17 protein-coding genes and 1 riboswitch are annotated in these 16398 nt (G+C 60.3%); of the genes, 12 read left to right on the forward strand and 5 right to left on the reverse strand.

Annotation, left to right across the window (positions count from 1 at the left end):
- Positions 1 to 29 precede the first annotated feature (29 nt).
- Positions 30 to 851, forward strand: a complete 822-nt coding sequence (locus tag ACA059_RS24515; RefSeq protein WP_076030059.1) for an HDOD domain-containing protein — start codon at positions 30 to 32, stop codon at positions 849 to 851.
- Positions 852 to 963: 112 nt separating this feature from the next.
- On the opposite strand, the gene ACA059_RS24520 is transcribed toward ACA059_RS24515, so the two are convergent.
- Positions 964 to 2352 (reverse strand): sensor histidine kinase, encoded by a 1389-nt coding sequence (locus tag ACA059_RS24520; RefSeq protein WP_497631304.1) that lies wholly within the window; start codon positions 2350 to 2352, stop codon positions 964 to 966.
- Complete coding sequence (locus ACA059_RS24525) at positions 2345 to 3016, reverse strand: response regulator (RefSeq protein WP_123366793.1); 672 nt, start codon at positions 3014 to 3016, stop codon at positions 2345 to 2347. The genes ACA059_RS24520 and ACA059_RS24525 overlap by 8 nt, the downstream gene beginning before the upstream one ends.
- 235 nt (positions 3017 to 3251) lie before the next feature.
- On the opposite strand from ACA059_RS24525, the gene ACA059_RS24530 reads away from it, so the two are divergent.
- From ACA059_RS24530 to ACA059_RS24550, 5 genes are all read left to right on the forward strand, one after another.
- On the forward strand, positions 3252 to 4541 hold the full coding sequence (locus ACA059_RS24530; RefSeq protein ID WP_497631305.1) for an OprD family porin: 1290 nt from the start codon (positions 3252 to 3254) through the stop codon (positions 4539 to 4541).
- A gap of 99 nt (positions 4542 to 4640) precedes the next feature.
- Entirely contained in the window at positions 4641 to 5618 is a 978-nt protein-coding gene (locus ACA059_RS24535) for a Bug family tripartite tricarboxylate transporter substrate binding protein (RefSeq protein WP_497631306.1), read from the forward strand.
- A 59-nt stretch (positions 5619 to 5677) separates the two neighbouring features.
- Complete coding sequence (locus tag ACA059_RS24540; RefSeq protein WP_497631307.1) at positions 5678 to 6136, forward strand: tripartite tricarboxylate transporter TctB family protein; 459 nt, start codon at positions 5678 to 5680, stop codon at positions 6134 to 6136.
- Position 6137: 1 nt separating this feature from the next.
- On the forward strand, positions 6138 to 7652 hold the full coding sequence (locus tag ACA059_RS24545; RefSeq protein WP_497631308.1) for a tripartite tricarboxylate transporter permease: 1515 nt from the start codon (positions 6138 to 6140) through the stop codon (positions 7650 to 7652).
- Positions 7645 to 8685, forward strand: coding sequence for an AbrB family transcriptional regulator (locus ACA059_RS24550; RefSeq protein WP_497631309.1), 1041 nt, complete (start codon positions 7645 to 7647; stop codon positions 8683 to 8685). The genes ACA059_RS24545 and ACA059_RS24550 overlap by 8 nt, the downstream gene beginning before the upstream one ends.
- A 163-nt stretch (positions 8686 to 8848) precedes the next feature.
- Here ACA059_RS24550 and ung read toward each other — a convergent pair whose 3' ends face one another.
- Positions 8849 to 9541, reverse strand: coding sequence for a uracil-DNA glycosylase (gene ung / locus ACA059_RS24555; protein ID WP_497631310.1), 693 nt, complete (start codon positions 9539 to 9541; stop codon positions 8849 to 8851).
- A 132-nt stretch (positions 9542 to 9673) separates the two neighbouring features.
- Here ung and dspII point away from each other — a divergent pair, with 132 nt between their 5' ends.
- Positions 9674 to 10777: an enoyl-CoA hydratase/isomerase DspII gene (dspII, locus tag ACA059_RS24560; protein ID WP_497631311.1), complete on the forward strand. Its 1104-nt coding sequence runs from the start codon at positions 9674 to 9676 to the stop codon at positions 10775 to 10777.
- Between the two features lie 60 nt (positions 10778 to 10837).
- Here dspII and ACA059_RS24565 read toward each other — a convergent pair whose 3' ends face one another.
- Both ACA059_RS24565 and ACA059_RS24570 read right to left on the reverse strand, forming a co-directional pair.
- Complete coding sequence (locus ACA059_RS24565; protein ID WP_497631312.1) at positions 10838 to 11287, reverse strand: hypothetical protein; 450 nt, start codon at positions 11285 to 11287, stop codon at positions 10838 to 10840.
- A 167-nt stretch (positions 11288 to 11454) separates the two neighbouring features.
- Complete coding sequence (locus tag ACA059_RS24570) at positions 11455 to 11697, reverse strand: hypothetical protein (protein WP_008153031.1); 243 nt, start codon at positions 11695 to 11697, stop codon at positions 11455 to 11457.
- A 277-nt stretch (positions 11698 to 11974) separates the two neighbouring features.
- Positions 11975 to 12075, forward strand: a riboswitch (guanidine-I (ykkC/yxkD leader).
- Between the two features lie 62 nt (positions 12076 to 12137).
- On the opposite strand from ACA059_RS24570, the gene ACA059_RS24575 reads away from it, so the two are divergent.
- From ACA059_RS24575 to ACA059_RS24595, 5 genes are read left to right on the forward strand one after another with little or no spacing between them, the layout of a single operon-like run.
- Positions 12138 to 13205 (forward strand): putative urea ABC transporter substrate-binding protein, encoded by a 1068-nt coding sequence (locus ACA059_RS24575; protein WP_497631313.1) that lies wholly within the window; start codon positions 12138 to 12140, stop codon positions 13203 to 13205.
- Between the two features lie 16 nt (positions 13206 to 13221).
- Positions 13222 to 14037, forward strand: coding sequence for an ABC transporter permease (locus tag ACA059_RS24580; RefSeq protein WP_497631314.1), 816 nt, complete (start codon positions 13222 to 13224; stop codon positions 14035 to 14037).
- Positions 14034 to 14822, forward strand: coding sequence for an ABC transporter ATP-binding protein (locus ACA059_RS24585; RefSeq protein ID WP_497631315.1), 789 nt, complete (start codon positions 14034 to 14036; stop codon positions 14820 to 14822). The genes ACA059_RS24580 and ACA059_RS24585 overlap by 4 nt, the downstream gene beginning before the upstream one ends.
- Positions 14823 to 14835: 13 nt before the next feature.
- Positions 14836 to 15561 carry an urea amidolyase associated protein UAAP1 gene (locus ACA059_RS24590; RefSeq protein ID WP_497631316.1) on the forward strand — a complete coding sequence of 242 codons (726 nt, stop codon included), beginning with the start codon at positions 14836 to 14838 and terminating at the stop codon, positions 15559 to 15561.
- A gap of 11 nt (positions 15562 to 15572) precedes the next feature.
- Positions 15573 to 16214, forward strand: a complete 642-nt coding sequence (locus ACA059_RS24595; protein WP_497631317.1) for an urea amidolyase associated protein UAAP2 — start codon at positions 15573 to 15575, stop codon at positions 16212 to 16214.
- Positions 16215 to 16398 lie beyond the last annotated feature (184 nt).

Below are 16398 nucleotides of genomic sequence, written 5' to 3' on the forward strand. Positions count from 1 at the left end.
GCATTTGTCGCAATACCTAGAGAAACGAAATGAGCGAGCTGGCGGAAAAGGTCCAACAGGATTTGGTTGAGGCCATCGATAACGATGACCTGGTTCTGCCAACGTTACCGGAAGTGGCCCTGCAGATTCGCAAGGCCGCTGAAGACCCGGAAATAAGTGTCAGCACCCTGAGCAAAGTGATCGGCCGCGATACCGCGCTGTCCGCGCGTCTGATCAAAGTGGTCAATAGCCCGCTGTTGCGCGCGACCCAGGAAGTCACTGACCTGCACACGGCAATCACTCGATTGGGCATCAATTACAGCAGCAACCTGGCCATCGGTCTGGTCATGGAACAGATTTTCCATGCCCGCTCCGAGGTGGTGGAACACAAAATGCGCGATGTCTGGCGCAAAAGCCTGGAAATCGCCGGGATCAGCTATGCATTGTGCCGCAGGTACACGCAACTCAAGCCCGACCAGGCAGCCCTTGGCGGACTGGTGCATCAGATCGGTGTGTTGCCGATCCTGACCTACGCCGAAGATCACTATGAACTGCTGGCTGACCCGGTCAGCCTCAACCATGTGATTGATCACATTCATCCATTGCTCGGCGACAAACTGCTCAGGGTCTGGGAGTTTCCGGAAATGCTGGTACAGGTGCCGGGACTTTATCTGGACTTCAATCGACAGTCCGAGCGGGTCGATTATGTCGATCTGGTGCAAGTGGCCAGCCTGTATTGCCACAAGGACACCGACCATCCCCTCGCGCGCATCGACGCATTCAGCGTGCCGGCGTTCAAAAAGCTGGGGATTGATCCGGAGAACGAGGCGATGTGCCGCGATCTGGAAGAGTCGCGGTCGATGTTTTATTAGTCGAGAGACCGTGTCGCACCCATCGCGAGCAAGCTCGCTCCCACATTTGATCTGTGTTCACAGGACCAATGTGGGAGCGAGCTTGCTCGCGATGGGGCCATAACAAACACCATCACTCTCCCGCAATAAAACTCACCCGCACCTTCAACCCCGCCTGCTCGCCATCGTGCAGGCTGATTTGAGCCAGGTGTGCGCGGCAGATCTCACCGACAATCGCCAGCCCCAACCCCGAACCGGCCACCTGCTGGTTGCGCCGGTAAAAGCGCTCGAACACCCGATCGCGCTCTTCAAGAGGAATGCCTGGGCCGTCGTCCTCGACCTCCAACACGGCCGGTGCCGTGACCCGAAGAATGACGTTGCCACCCGACGGTGTATGGGCCAACGCGTTATCCACCAGATTGCTCAACAGTTCGTTCAACAGCGTTGGCTCGCCGCGCAACCACACCGGTTCGTCCGCTTCCAGCGCCAGCGCCACCCCGCGTGCGTGGGCCAGCGGTGCCATGGCCATGCCGAGTTCGCGAGCCAGCTGACTGAGATCAAGCAACTGCGCGCCGCCCTCGGCGATAGCCCGGGCACCATTTTCGACCCGTGCCAGCGAGAGCAATTGATTGGCAAGGTGGGTCAAACGGTCCGTGCCTTGGGCGGCGGATTCCAATGTACTGCGCCAGGATTCAGGTTCAGTCGAGCGCAAACCCAGTTCCAGTCGTGCCTTGAGCGCCGCCAAGGGCGTACGCAGCTCATGGGCTGCATCGGCGATGAACTGCGCCTGACGCTCGAACTGCCCGCGCAATCGCTCGGTAAAGTGATTGAGCGCGCGCACCAGCGGCCACAATTCGTGCTGCACTTCCACCAACGGCAATGGCCGTAGATCGTCCGATTGACGCTCTTCCACCGCAGTGCGCAAGCGTTCCAGCGGACGCAACGCGGCGCTGACCGCAAACCACACCAATAACAACGCACCAATCGCCAGCATGCCCAGACGCAGCAACGTGTCCGCTGCCAGGCTACGGGCCATGCTGACCCGCGCTTCATCGGTTTCCGCCACGCGGATTTCCGCCATGCCGTTCATGTTCGGCTCGCTCACGGGTTTAAGCAGGCTCACCACACGTACGTTCTGCCCCTGGTACTTGGCGTTATAGAAACGCGCCAGTGCCGGATAGTCATCGGTGCGCGGCGTTCCCGGCGGCGGTGGCGGAAGGTTTTCGTAACCGGAGATCAGCTTCTGATTGATGTCGTTGACCAGGTAAAAAATCCGTCCTGCGCTGTCGTAGGCGAAGGTGTCGAGGGCAACGTACGGTACGTCGGCGCTCAGCGTGCCATCACGCTGGGAGACGCCCGCAGCGATGGTCCGCGCCGAGGCCAGCAAGGTCCGGTCATAGGCGGTGTCGGCCGCTTCGCGACCGTTCCAGTAAGCGCTCAAACCACTGGCCAACATCAACACCACCAGCAACAGCGCCAGATTCCACAGCAACCGCCAGCGCAGGCTGCTGGGCTTATGCATCGCGGCTTTCCAGCAAGTAGCCGAGACCGCGGAAGGTCACGATGACCACCGGTTGGCCGTCTAGCTTTTTGCGCAGGCGATGGACATAGATCTCGATGGCGTCGGGGCTGGCCTCCTCGTCCAGACCGAAGACTTGCGAGGCCAGTTGTTCCTTGCTCATCACCCGGCCAGGACGGGCGATCAGCGCTTCAAGAACAGCCTGTTCGCGGGAGGTCAGGGTCAACAACTCTTCGCCGAGGGTGAAGCGCCGAGTGTCCAGGTCATAGGCCAGCACACCGCAGCGTTGCTGGCGTTCACCGCCGAGCACACTGCGGCGCAGCAAGGCTTTGACCCGGGCCTCGAGCTCGGTCAGTTCGAAAGGTTTGGCCAGGTAATCGTCAGCGCCAAGGTTCAGGCCGTGGACCCGATCCTTGACGTCGCTGCGGGCGGTCAACATCAACACCGGCAGGTTCTTGCCCCGCGCCCGCAGGCGCGCCAGTACTTCGAATCCATCCATGCGTGGCAGCCCGACGTCAAGGATCGCCATGGCGTATTCCTCGCTGCTCAACGCCAGGTCGGCCGCCACACCGTCGTGCAGCACATCCACGGTCAGCCCGGTGCTCTTGAGCGCCTGGGCGACACTTTCGGCGAGCTGCAGGTGGTCTTCGACGAGCAGAACACGCATGGATCTTTACCTCATTCAGGGATGGTCGATGCCATTCTTTGGCGCGGAGTTTACAGCCGCAACCGCCGCTGTGAAGCCCGAAAACCGTGAAAGTCTTCTGAAAGGTTAGCGAAAGGTTGGCCCGTTAGAGTCCAGCCACGGACAGTTTCGACTGCCGTGCGCTAGCGCACATAGCAATACGAAAAACGCCTCGAAGCGTTTTCGCCAATAAGAACAATAAACGGAGTACTTCAAGATGCTGTCCATGCAGCTTCAGGCTTGCCCGCCTGCTCGCTTTTCCCGCCTCAGCCACACCGCCCTTGCCAGTGCCGCCCTCGCCGGCTTTTCGCCGTTGAGCCAGGCTGCCTTCTTCGAAGACAGTACGGCAACCCTCGAAACCCGCAACATGTATTTCAATCGCGACTTTCGCGACGGTACCAGCGCCCAGCAATCCAAGCGGGACGAATGGGCTCAGGGGTTCATGCTCAATCTGCAATCGGGTTACACCGACGGCACCGTGGGGTTCGGTGTCGATGCGCTGGGCATGCTGGGGGTCAAACTCGATTCGAGTCCCGACCGCACCGGCACCGGCCTGCTGCCAACCCATGACGACGGCCGCGCGGCCGACGAGTACTCCAAACTTGGCCTGACCGGCAAAGTGAAAATCTCCGCCACGGAACTTAAAATCGGCAGCCTGATTCCGGAACTGCCGATCCTCAAGCCCAACGACGGGCGCATCCTGCCACAGACTTTTGAAGGTGGAATGCTGACCTCCAAAGAGATCAAGAACCTGACCTTCACCGGCGGGCGTCTGGAGAAAGCCAAGGACCGCGACAGCACCGACTTCGAGGACATCGCCCTCAACAACAAGAACAGCCGCTTCGCTGGGACCGCAGCCGGCAAGCATTTCGACTTTGGCGGCCTGGACTACAAGTTCACCGACAAAATCACCGGTAGCTACCACTTCGCGCAACTTGATGAAGTCTACAACCAGCATTTCCTCGGTGTTATCGCTTCGCAACCGTTCGGCCCCGGCACTTTCGGCACCGATCTGCGCCTGGCCATCAGTGATGACCAGGGTGCGGCCCGTGGCGGCAAGATCGACAACAAATCCCTCAACGGCCTTGTGAGCTACGCCTTCAGCGGGCATAAATTCAGCGCCGGCTATCAGCACATGTCCGGCGACAGCGCCTTCCCTTATGTCGATGGCAGTGACCCGTACCTGGTCAACTTCGTTCAGATCAACGACTTTGCCGGAGCCGAAGAACACTCCTGGCAGGCACGTTACGACTTTGACTTCGCCAGGCTTGGGGTTCCCGGCCTGAGTTTCATGAGCCGTTACCTGAGCGGTGACAACATCAAGCTCAAGAACGGTGACGAAGGCAAAGAGTGGGAACGCAATACCGAAATCAAATACGTCGTACAAAGCGGCGCGCTCAAGGATGTTGCCGTGCGCCTGCGTAATGCCACTTACCGTTCCAACTACTCCGCTCGCGATGCCGATGAAGTGCGTCTGCTGGTGAGCTATAGCGTTGCCCTTTGGTAATTGATTGAACCGCCGAAGGCAAAAAGATCGTCCGAACGCGGCCCGAGCCTTCGGCAGCTCCTACACATATCCATACAATAAGAATCCGTGGAGAACCCAATGAATTTGTCACTGCGTAAAGTTGCTCTCACCGCCAGCGCCCTGCTGTTCGCCGGCCAATTGCTCGCCGAACCCAAACGCCCGGAATGCATCGCCCCGGCCTCGCCAGGCGGCGGTTTCGACCTGACCTGCAAACTGGCGCAAAGCGCGCTGCTGAATGAAAAACTGCTGACCAAACCAATGCGCGTGACCTACATGCCTGGCGGCGTCGGCGCGGTGGCGTACAACGCGGTGGTCGCCCAGCGCCCGGCCGATGCTGGCACGCTGGTGGCGTGGTCCAGCGGTTCGCTGCTGAACCTGGCCCAAGGCAAGTTTGGTCGTTTCGATGAAAACGCCGTCCGCTGGCTGGCCGCCGTTGGAACAAGCTACGGCGCCATCGCGGTGAAAAGCGATTCGCCTTACAAGAACCTGGACGATCTGGTTCAGGCGTTGAAGAAAGATCCGAGCAAAGTGGTGATCGGCTCCGGCGGCACCGTCGGCAGCCAGGACTGGATGCAAACCGCGCTGATCGCCAAGGCTGCCGGGATCAACCCGCGTGACCTGCGTTACGTCGCCCTCGAAGGCGGCGGTGAAATCGCCACCGCCCTGCTCGGCGGCCACATCCAGGTCGGCAGCACCGACATTTCCGACTCCATGCCGCACATCCAGAGCGGCGACATGCGCCTGCTGGCCGTGTTCTCCGAGAAGCGTCTGGACGAGCCTGAAATGAAAGACATTCCGACCGCCAAAGAACAAGGCTACGACATCGTCTGGCCAGTGGTTCGCGGCTTCTACCTCGGGCCAAAGGTCAGCGACGAAGACTACGCCTGGTGGAAAGACGCTTTCGACAAGCTGCTGGCGTCCGAGGAGTTCGCCAAGCTGCGCGACCAACGTGAGCTCTTCCCGTTCGCCATGACCGGCCCAGAGCTGGACACCTACGTGAAGAAGCAGGTTGCGGACTACAAAGTGCTGGCCAAAGAGTTCGGCCTGATTCAGTGATCGCCTCTGTCTAGCGGCTGCGGCCCCCGTTCTGCGGGGTCGTGGCACAGGAGTTTCCCATGCTCTTACAACGCATATTTGCTTCGGTGCTGTTGGTGGCCTGTCTCAGCCTGGTGCTGATGGCCTGGCCCTATCAGGCGCCTTTTTCCTACGAGCCGATCGGCCCACGGGCCTTCCCCCTGTTGATGCTGGGGCTGATGGGGCTGGGGTTGGTTTATATGGTGTATCGCCCTTCGCCGATCAAACACACCGATGAAGATCCGCCAATGGATCGCGAAACCCTGAACAAGATTGGCCTTTGCGTGCTGTTGTTGCTGATCTTTGCCGGGCTGTTCGAACCACTGGGCTTCATCCTCAGCAGCATGCTGATTGGCATTCCGATGGCGCGCCTGTACGGCGGACGCTGGTTGCCAAGCGCGGTGATCATCAGCCTGATGAGTATCGGTCTGTACCTGCTGTTCGACAAAGTCATGGACGTGCCACTGCCTCTGGGCCTGCTCGACGTTCTGGAGAACTGATATGGATACGCTTGGTTATTTGAGTCACGGCTTCGGCGTCGCATTGACCCCTTACAACCTGGTGACCGCACTCAGCGGCACGCTGATCGGCACCGTCGTCGGCCTGCTCCCCGGCCTGGGTCCGATCAACGGCGTAGCGTTGCTGATCCCGATCGCCTTCGCCCTCGGCCTGCCACCGGAGTCGGCGTTGATCCTGCTGGCCGCGGTTTATCTGGGTTGCGAGTACGGCGGCCGGATCAGTTCGATTCTGCTGAACATTCCGGGCGAAGCCTCCACGGTGATGACCACCCTCGACGGCTACCCGATGGCCCGTCAAGGGATGGCCGGGGTTGCGTTATCGCTTTCGGCGTGGAGTTCATTCATCGGCGCCTTCATTGCGACCTGCGGGATGGTGGTGTTCGCACCGATTCTAGCGAAGTGGGCGATTGCCTTCGGTCCGGCGGAATATTTCGTACTGATGGTGTTCGCGATTGTCTGCCTCGGCGGCATGGCGGGTGATCGACCGCTCAAGACGTTTATTGCGGCGCTGATCGGTCTGTTCCTGTCGACGGTCGGCATTGATGCCAACAGTGGGGTCTACCGCTTCACCGGTGACAACATCCACCTCACCGATGGCATTCAGTTCGTGGTGCTGGTGCTGGGTCTGTTCTCGATCAGTGAAATCCTCTTGCTGCTGGAAAAAACCCACCGTGGTCAGGAAGCGTTCCAGGCCACCGGTCGCATGATGTTCAACTTCAAGGAGGCCGCGTCGGTGTTCTGGGTGAACATGCGTTGCGGTGTGCTCGGCTTCATCATGGGCGTGTTGCCCGGTGCTGGCGCGACACTGGCCAGCGCAGTGGCTTACATGACCGAGAAACGTATCGCGGGTCCAAGCGGAAAATTCGGACAAGGCGACAAGCGTGGTCTCGCCGCTCCGGAAACCGCCATCGGCGCTGAAGCCTGCGGCGCTCTGGTGCCGATGCTGACGCTGGGTGTTCCGGGTTCAGGCACAACGGCGGTGATGATCGGCGCACTGTCGCTGTACAACATCACCCCTGGCCCACTGCTGTTTCAACAGCAACCGGACATCGTCTGGGGCCTGATCGCTTCGTTGTTTGTCGCCAACATCATGTTGGTGATCCTCAACATTCCAATGATCCGCATCTTCACCCGCATCCTCGCCGTGCCGAACTGGGCGCTGGTGCCGATGATCGCGATCATTACCGCCATCGGCGTCTACGCGGTGCATGCCACCACCTTCGACCTGTTCCTGATGATCGGCATCGGCATCTTCGGCTACATTCTGCGTAAGCTGGATTTTCCGCTGTCACCCGTGTTGCTGGGCTTCATCCTCGGAGGCTTGATGGAACAGAACCTGCGCCGAGCCTTGTCAATCTCCAACGGTTCACTGGAGATTCTCTGGTCGAGCGGGATCACCATGGGTGTCTGGGCGTTGATCGCAGTGATGCTGCTGGTGCCGATCCTGCGGGTCTGGCGCAAACGTTCGGTCGCCCGGCGCGTTATCGCCGATGTCTGATCGAACACCCTTCAAAGCCTGGTGGGGAACTCCGCTGGTCGGTCTGCTGGGCGGTTACCTGGCCAGCCAGATCGGCTGGCCGCTGCCGTGGATGGTCGGCTCGTTGCTGGCGATCATCCTGGTGCGCTGCCTGACACCCTGGCAATTGGCGGAAATCCCTGGCGGCCGCAAGTGCGGCCAGTGGATTGTCGGTATCGGCATCGGCCTGCACTTCACCCCGGTGGTGATGGAGCAGGTCCTGAGCCACTTCGGTCTGATCTTCTTCGGTGCGTTGGTCACCAGCCTGTCGGCCGTGGTCGGGGTCTGGTTGATGCGGCGTACCGGTGAAGATCGCGCGACCGCGTTCTTTTCCAGCATGCCCGGCGGCTCCGGGGAGATGGTCAACCTCGGCGCGCGTAACGGCGCGGTGCTCAGCCGTGTTGCGGCGGGGCAAAGTCTGCGGGTGTTGGTGGTGGTGCTGTGTGTGCCGGCGGCGTTCAAGTATTTACTGGGTGACGGTGCACCGCTGGCCCATGCCACGTCCGTTGACTGGCGCTGGCTGGCGCTTCTGTTTCCGGCGGGTGCCCTCGCCGCCTGGCTCTGGGAACGTCTGCGTCAACCCAATCCGTGGCTGTTCGGGCCGTTGCTGGTGAGTGCGGCGGTGAGCATTGGCTGGGATCTGCACATCAGTTTGCCCAACGGCGGCAGCCAGATCGGCCAATGGCTGATTGGCAGCGGGTTGGGGTGTCACTTCAATCGGCAGTTTTTCCGGCGTGCGCCTTCTTTTATGGGGCGGACCTTGATCGGCACGGTGCTGACCATGTTGATCGCCACGCTGGCAGCATTGGGGTTGAGTGCGCTGACGCATTTGGATTTGCGTTCGCTGACGTTAGGCATGATGCCCGGCGGGATTGCGGAGATGAGCCTGACGGCAGAGACATTGCAGTTGTCGGTGCCGCTGGTGACGGCGATGCAGGTGATGCGGCTGTTGTTTGTATTGTTTCTGGCGGAGCCGTTGTTCAAGTATTGGAATCGGAATCCGGAGCAGCCCTGACTCGATCCCTGTGGCGAGGGGGCTTGTCGGAACGCCGCACCGCCCCGCTCGGCTGCGAAGCAGTCGTAAATCCTGCAGATTCGGTGTTACTGGAAGAGTGCAGAGGGCCGCTTCGCGACCCAACGGGGGCAAGCCCCCTCGCCACAAAAGCTCGCGATGCTTTTTAGACTGGCGGCAACCGCCACTCGATCGGCATTTCGCCATTCTGTTCCAGAAACTTATTGGTTCGACTGAAATGCCCGCACCCAAGGAAGCCGCGATAGGCGGACAGCGGTGACGGATGCACCGACGTCAGCACCAGATGCTTGGTGGCATCGATCAGTTTCTGCTTGCTCTGGGCATGCGCGCCCCACAGCAGGAACACCAGATGTGGCTGGTGTTCACTGACCACTTCGATAATCCGATCGGTAAAGTGTTGCCAGCCTTTGCCCGCATGGGCGTTGGCGTTGGCGCGTTCCACGGTCATGGTGGTGTTGATCATCAGCACGCCCTGGTCAGCCCAGCTTTGCAGGCAACCGTGGGTCGGGATGTCGATGTTCAGGTCGCGTTTCAACTCTTTATAGATGTTCACCAGCGACGGCGGCGCCGGTACGCCCGGCTGCACCGAGAAGCACAAGCCATGGGCCTGTCCCGGACCGTGGTACGGGTCCTGGCCGAGGATGACGACTTTGACTTTATCCAACGGCGTCGAATTGAGCGCGTTGAAAATCATCGGTCCTGGAGGGTAGATTTCCTTGCCGGCCGCGCGCTCTTCTTGCAGGAAGTTGCGCAACTCTGCCATGTAGGGCTGGTCGAATTCGGCACGCAGCGCCTCCTTCCAGCTCGGTTCGAGTTTGATACGGTCGTCAGCAGTCATGGTTACATCCGGCAAAAACAATGGGGCGAACCCTAGGAAAGCCCATCACGCTTGTCAATTGATCTGACGCAGATCCGGCACTTTCCTGTACAGCGATCATACTGAACGCTCAAATTCCCGATCGAGGTCACGATGAATCTGCACTTCGAAGAACTCACTGGCACCGACGGCGCACGCATCGGAGTCGCCAGCCTGGATGCCGAAAAGTCCCTCAATGCCCTGTCCTTGCCGATGATCAACGCCTTGCGCGATCAATTGGACGTCTGGGCCAAAGAACCGCAAATCGTCTGCGTCGTGCTGCGCGGCAACGGCACCAAAGCCTTTTGCGCCGGTGGCGAAGTACGCAGCCTGGTGGAAGCCTGTCGCGCCCATCCCGGCGAAGTGCCGCCGCTGGCCGCACATTTCTTTGCGGCGGAATATCGCCTGGACTTCAATCTGCACACTTACCCGAAACCGCTGATCTGCTGGGGGCATGGCTATGTGCTCGGCGGCGGCATGGGGCTGCTGCAAGGGTCGGGCATCCGGATTGTTACGCCGAGCAGCCGGTTGGCGATGCCGGAGATCAGTATCGGTTTGTACCCGGATGTCGGGGCCAGTTGGTTTCTGTCGCGCCTGCCCGGCAAGCTCGGATTGTTTCTCGGCCTGACCGGCGCCCATATGAACGGTCGCGATGCGATCGATCTGGACCTGGCCGACCGTTTCCTGCTCGATGAACAGCAAGAAGAGCTGATGGAAGGCCTGCTGCAGTTGAACTGGCAGGAACAGACGCCGATGCAGCTGAACAGCCTGCTCAAGGCCTTGCAGCAGGAAGCGATCGCGCAAATGCCTGAAGCCCAGTGGCTACCGCGACGCCAGCAGATCGATGAGCTGCTGGATGTCAGTGACGTGCGCTGCGCCTGGAAGGCCATCAGCCAGCTGCGCGACAACACGGACCTGCTGCTCAGCCGTGCCGCGAAAACCATGAGCGATGGGTCGCCCCTGACCGCTCATCTGGTGTGGGAACAGATCGCCCGCGCCCGGCACATGTCGCTGGCGCAAGTCTTTCAGATGGAATACACCATGAGCCTCAACTGCTGCCGTCATCCTGAGTTCAGCGAAGGTGTGCGCGCACGGTTGATCGACAAGGATCAAAAACCCCATTGGCACTGGCCAGACATCAATAATCTGCCGGATGCAGTGGTAGAAGCGCATTTCCACAAGGCCTGGGAAGGCCGGCATCCTCTGGCCGATCTGTAGGAATACTGAAATCCGGGCATAAAAAAAGCGGCGCTTCATGCGCCGCTTTTTTATGAGTATTTAACGGTGGCCACCACGGCCATCGTGATCGCCTCGTCCATCATGATCACCGCGACCGTTGTGGTCGCCTCGTCCGCCGTGATTATTGCGTCCACCATTGCCACGGTAGTCGTTGTTCCGGCCATCGCGGTTACGACCGTCCCAACCGTGATTCTGATGGGCCCGATAGTCGCCTCGTTGCGGCTGGTAATAGCGTGGTGCCGGTTGATAAACCCGCGGCTGATGGTAATACCGCGGTGTTGGCTGGTAATACCGCGCTGGCGGGGTGTAGTACCGGCGTGGTTGCGTGTAATAACCGCCGCCACCTGAGTAGTAAGGCCCGCCACCGGAATAATAGGCTGGCGAGGTATAGACCTCGGAACTGTAGTAGCTGGCTCCTCCATCGGAATAGGGCACGCATGCACCAAGCATCAATCCCAATGCAGCAATCAGAAGAATTCGGCGATACATAGCGGCCTCCTGGACCGCGAGTGAGCCACACCAGCGACGCTGGCAGGCGACAGTCAATTATTCGGTGACTGTCGAAAGATCAGACATCGTTTTCCAAATCTGGTGCGTTCGTGAAACACATTGAAACAAGTCGCCGATGAAAGGTTTTTCATCCATTCACCCGCTGATTAGTGGTGACCACCACGATATCCGCCTCCGTAATAACGTGGCGAATGCCCGCCCCAATAGTAGTAGCGATAGCCGCCATAAAAGCGCGGACCATAGTAATAACGCGGTCCGTAATAGTAGGAATAGGGCGAATAGCCGGGGTAGTAATAAGGCGCGGAATACACATCGTAGCCACCGGCGTAGTAGTAGCAGCCGGACAACCCCAGGCCGAGAACAACACCGAACAACAGTCGACGAAACATGGCGGCCTCCTGAAAGACCCACAGCCGGACCAGGCCGGCTGACACCTGTTTTGACTGGCAATGCTGCGCCGAGTGCCGAGCCGCCTGTACCTTCAGATCAGCGGCCGGCCCGATCCATTGCGGTGCACCCACGCACCATCACAAGGCAACGCCGCCACCTCTCCCCAACGCGCCAATTGCGTAATCGCCCACGCTAGAGCGTTCAAGCCGACTTGGCACGGCTCTCGCTTTAGCAAAGATGTGCAGGAGTCATCACAGGTTCGCGGCACCACAATTTGCAATGGCTGACTAGGGTTCCGGCTCGCTAAGGCGAGTGGCTGGTCCGAGAGTTGGCGACCTCCAGTTGAGGTTACACGGCGGGACAAAAGCCCGGGAGACAAGCCACCGTTCGCGGTGCCGCGTTGACTCCTGCCCGCCCTTGATCAACTGGAGAATTACCCATGCTCAAGCATCGTTTACCCGCCCTGCTCGCCGCTGCATTCGCAGCCTTCGTGAGCTTCTCGTCCCAGGCCGCGCAGAAAGACCACTTCAGCGTCTGCTGGACCATCTACGCCGGCTGGATGCCCTGGGAATATGCGGGCAGCCAAGGCATCGTCGATAAATGGGCGAAGAAGTACGGCATCAAGATCGATGTGGTGCAGCTCAATGACTATGTCGAATCCATCAACCAATACACCGCCGGCCAGTTCGACGGTTGCACCATGACCAACATGGATGCGCTGACCATTCCGGCGGCCGGTGGCGTCGACAGCACCGCGCTGATCGTCAGCGACTTCTCCAACGGCAACGACGGCATTGTGCTGAAGGGGGACGGCAAGAAAGTCACCGACCTCAAAGGCATGGACATCAATCTGGTGGAGCTGTCTGTTTCCCACTACTTGCTGGCCCGAGCGCTGGATTCGGTGGACCTCACCGAAAAAGACCTGAAAGTGGTCAACACCTCCGACGCCGACATCTCGGCCGCCTTCAACACCGATCAGGTCAACGCCGTCACCACCTGGAACCCGATGCTTTCGGACATCAAGGCCAAGCCTGCGGTGACCGAAGTGTTCAACTCCAGCCAGATCCCCGGCGAAATCATGGACATGATGGTGGTCAACAGCGCCACCCTCAAAGACAACCCGGCACTGGGCAAAGCGCTGACCGGCGCCTGGTTCGAAGTGGTCGAGTTGATGAACGCGAAAAACGCCGCCAGCAAAGTCGCGCTCGAACACATGGCCAAGGCTTCCGGCACCGATCTGGCCGGTTTCCAGTCGCAACTCGACACCACCAAATTGTTCGCCACACCCAAAGAAGCCCTCGCGTTCTCTACCAGTAAGCAACTGCCGGAAACCATGCGCAAGGTCGCCGAGTTCTCGTTCCAGCACGGCTTGCTGGGTGAAGGCGCCAAGGACACCAGCGCTGTCGGCATGGCGTTCGCCAACGGCGTGACCAGCGGCGACAAGACCAACCTCAAGCTGCGCTTCGACCCGACCTACGTGCAGATGGCTGCCGACGCCAAGCTGTAATCAGGAGGACCTGGCCATGCGCCTGATCAATCGCCACCCGGATCGCCCGAGTCGCCTGTTGTTGGTGATCCTGCCGTTCGCCCTGGTGCTGTTCGCCTACTTCATGGGCTCGGCCGAGCGGCTGACGGACAACCCCAATGACAAGCTGCTGCCGAGCGCCGTGCAGATGACCGACGCGGTGAAACGCCTGGCGTTTACCGCGGACACCCGCACCGGTGAATACGTGTTGTGGCAAGACACCGCGTCCAGCCTGCGACGCCTGGCCATCGGCCTCGGCATCAGCGCGCTGGCCGGGCTGTGCCTGGGCATCGCCGCCGGGACTTTGCCGCTGTTTGGCGCGCCGTTGTCGCCGTTGCTGACGGTGCTGTCGATGGTGCCGCCGCTGGCGATTCTGCCGATTCTGTTCATCGTGTTCGGGCTGGGGGAATTGTCGAAAGTGATGCTGATCGTGATCGGCATCACCCCGTGTCTGGCGCGGGATCTGGAGCAACGTGCCCGGGAAATTCCCGTCGAGTTGCTGATCAAGGCCCAGACCCTCGGCGCTTCGACCTGGACGCTGATGCTGCGGGTAGTGCTGCCGCAACTGCTGCCACGCTTGTTGATCTCACTGCGGCTGATGCTTGGCTCGGCGTGGTTGTTCCTGATCGCCGCCGAAGCCATCGCCTCCACCGACGGCCTCGGTTACCGGATTTTCCTGGTGCGCCGCTACCTGGCGATGGACGTGATTCTGCCCTATGTGATCTGGATCACCCTGCTCGCCTGGCTGATGGATTGGGGCCTGAAACGCCTGACCCAACGGGCGTTCCCTTGGTATGAGGGGGCCCGCGCATGAGCTTCATCACGGTGAAAAATGTCTGGCAGGAATACGCCGATCAGGTGGTACTCGAAGGGCTGAACCTGAACGTCAACGAGGGTGAGTTCTGCACCTTGGTCGGTGCGTCGGGTTGCGGCAAGTCGACCTTCCTGCGGCTATTGCTGGGCCAGGAACGCGCCAGTCGCGGCGAGATTCTGTTGGATGGCCAGACCTTGGCCGGCGAGCCGGATGCCAGCCGTGGTGTGGTGTTCCAGCGCTACTCGGTGTTCCCGCATTTAACGGTGCTGGACAACGTCGCCCTGGGCCTCGAACTACCGCGCTCGCCTCTGCTCGGACGCTTGTTCGGCAGCGCTAAAAAAGACGCACGCGAACAAGCCTCAGTGCTGCTGCACAAAGTCGGCCTCGGCCACTCGCTGGACAAGTACCCGGCGCAGCTCTCCGGTGGCATGCAACAACGGCTGGCCATCGCCCAGGCGCTGATCATGAAACCGCGCGTGTTGCTGCTCGACGAACCCTTCGGCGCCCTCGATCCGGGCATCCGCAAAGACATGCACGGCCTGCTGCTGGAGCTGTGGCGCGAGACGCAACTGACGGTGTTCATGGTCACCCACGACCTGTCCGAAGGCTTCAGCCTCGGCACTCGCCTGTTGGTGTTCGACAAGGTCCGCGTCGACCCGCACGCCCCCGGCGCCTACGGCGCGCGCATCACCTATGACATCCCTTTGAACAGCGACCGCCGCGCCTCCCGTGCCGCCGTCGATGCCTTGCCGGCTGAGCTGGCAGGCACGCTTCGTATCGCTTAAGAGGACTTTGCACATGACTGATTCGACCCAACTGTTCCCGTCCTTCGCCGAAGAAACGCTCCCCGGCGGCGGCCATCGTTCCTTCGTGTTGAAACGCGGCCAACTGCTGCGCCTGACCGACCTGCAAGGGGGTGCCAACGTCAGCCTGACGCTGCTCAACGCCAATGAAAAAACCGAACGCCTGAACCTGCCCGACAGCCTCAAATGCCAGCACACCTCCAAGCTCACCGCCGGCCATTGCCTGTATTCGGACATGGGCCGCGTGCTGGCCGCCATCACTGCTGACACCTGCGGCTGGAGCGACAGTCTCGGCGGTGTGCTCTGCGCTGAAGAGGTCGCGGAAAAATACGGTGCGGGGCGCTATCAGGAACTGCGCAACGGCTTCTTCCGCAACGGCACCGACAACCTGTTGGTGGAACTGGGCAAGTGGGGGCTGGGCCTGTCCGACCTGCTGATGACGCTCAACCTGTTCAGCCGCGTGAACGTCGATGAGGCCGGGCGTTTTCATTTCGTCGAAGGCAATTCCAGGGTCGGCGACTACATCGAGTTGTATGCGCCGATGGACACGCTGGTGGTGCTCACCGCGCTGCAACATCCGATGGACCCTTCGCCTGAATACGCGCCAAAACCGCTGAAGCTCAGCTGGATGAACGCCGATGCCAGCGTCGCCGAACACTGCCGCACCTCCCGCCCGGAAAACGAGCGCGGCTTCATCAACACCGACCGTCTGTTCGCCTGAGGATCGCTGCCATGTCACTCGCAATCGCTACCGCTCAACAGTTGCCCGAAACCGCGATCTACCGCGCAACCCTCCCGGCCGGCGAACCGTGGCTGATGGAGGTCAAGACCGGCCAGACCTTGCGCATCCTCGACCTGGAAGGCAATCAGGCCGTCGACACGTTGTTCTACAGCGTTGCCAATCCGAAGGAACGCTACGACGTACAACGCACATTACGCCGGCAGAACAGCGTCTACCTGAGCACCGGCAGCGTGCTCTATTCCAACCTCGGCAAGCCGATGCTGACCATCGTTGCCGACACCTGCGGCCGTCACGACACCCTCGGCGGTGCGTGCGCGCAGGAGAGCAACACCGTGCGTTACGCGCTGGAGAAACGCTACATGCACAGCTGCCGCGACAACTACCTGCGAGCCTGCGTCCACGACGGGCGACTGGGCAAGGGCGACATCGGGCCGAACATCAACTTCTTCATGAACGTACCGGTCACGACGGATGGCGGGCTGACGTTTGAAGACGGGATTTCGGCGCCGGGCAAGTACGTCGACCTGCGGGCCGAGATGGACGTGATCGTGCTGATCTCCAATTGCCCGCAACTGAACAATCCATGCAATGCCTATAACCCCACCCCTGCGGAGCTGCTGGTATGGAACTGAAATTCGTGCGGTTGCGTAGATGGTTGTTTGCCCTGTGCCAGGCCCGTTCAGGCCAGTGCGTTAAGTGACCACCCCGTGTAGGAGCTGCCGAAGGCTGCGATCTTTTGATTTTGCTTGTGATCTCCCTTGATCCCTAAAAGATCAAGATCAAAAGATCGCAGCCTTCGGCAGCTCCTACAGGGAT

The sequence above is a fragment of the Pseudomonas sp. LBUM1647 genome, from assembly GCF_059716175.1.

Bases quoted from the DNA above. Each gene is read 5' to 3' on its own strand.
- ACA059_RS24515 (WP_076030059.1), top strand. From the start codon at position 30: ATGAGCGAGCTGGCGGAAAAGGTCCAACAGGATTTGGTTGAGGCCATC.
- ACA059_RS24520 (WP_497631304.1), bottom strand. From the start codon at position 2,352: ATGCATAAGCCCAGCAGCCTGCGCTGGCGGTTGCTGTGGAATCTGGCG.
- ACA059_RS24525 (WP_123366793.1), bottom strand. From the start codon at position 3,016: ATGCGTGTTCTGCTCGTCGAAGACCACCTGCAGCTCGCCGAAAGTGTC.
- ACA059_RS24530 (WP_497631305.1), top strand. From the start codon at position 3,252: ATGCTGTCCATGCAGCTTCAGGCTTGCCCGCCTGCTCGCTTTTCCCGC.
- ACA059_RS24535 (WP_497631306.1), top strand. From the start codon at position 4,641: ATGAATTTGTCACTGCGTAAAGTTGCTCTCACCGCCAGCGCCCTGCTG.
- ACA059_RS24540 (WP_497631307.1), top strand. From the start codon at position 5,678: ATGCTCTTACAACGCATATTTGCTTCGGTGCTGTTGGTGGCCTGTCTC.
- ACA059_RS24545 (WP_497631308.1), top strand. From the start codon at position 6,138: ATGGATACGCTTGGTTATTTGAGTCACGGCTTCGGCGTCGCATTGACC.
- ACA059_RS24550 (WP_497631309.1), top strand. From the start codon at position 7,645: ATGTCTGATCGAACACCCTTCAAAGCCTGGTGGGGAACTCCGCTGGTC.
- ung (WP_497631310.1), bottom strand. From the start codon at position 9,541: ATGACTGCTGACGACCGTATCAAACTCGAACCGAGCTGGAAGGAGGCG.
- dspII (WP_497631311.1), top strand. From the start codon at position 9,674: ATGAATCTGCACTTCGAAGAACTCACTGGCACCGACGGCGCACGCATC.
- ACA059_RS24565 (WP_497631312.1), bottom strand. From the start codon at position 11,287: ATGTATCGCCGAATTCTTCTGATTGCTGCATTGGGATTGATGCTTGGT.
- ACA059_RS24570 (WP_008153031.1), bottom strand. From the start codon at position 11,697: ATGTTTCGTCGACTGTTGTTCGGTGTTGTTCTCGGCCTGGGGTTGTCC.
- ACA059_RS24575 (WP_497631313.1), top strand. From the start codon at position 12,138: ATGCTCAAGCATCGTTTACCCGCCCTGCTCGCCGCTGCATTCGCAGCC.
- ACA059_RS24580 (WP_497631314.1), top strand. From the start codon at position 13,222: ATGCGCCTGATCAATCGCCACCCGGATCGCCCGAGTCGCCTGTTGTTG.
- ACA059_RS24585 (WP_497631315.1), top strand. From the start codon at position 14,034: ATGAGCTTCATCACGGTGAAAAATGTCTGGCAGGAATACGCCGATCAG.
- ACA059_RS24590 (WP_497631316.1), top strand. From the start codon at position 14,836: ATGACTGATTCGACCCAACTGTTCCCGTCCTTCGCCGAAGAAACGCTC.
- ACA059_RS24595 (WP_497631317.1), top strand. From the start codon at position 15,573: ATGTCACTCGCAATCGCTACCGCTCAACAGTTGCCCGAAACCGCGATC.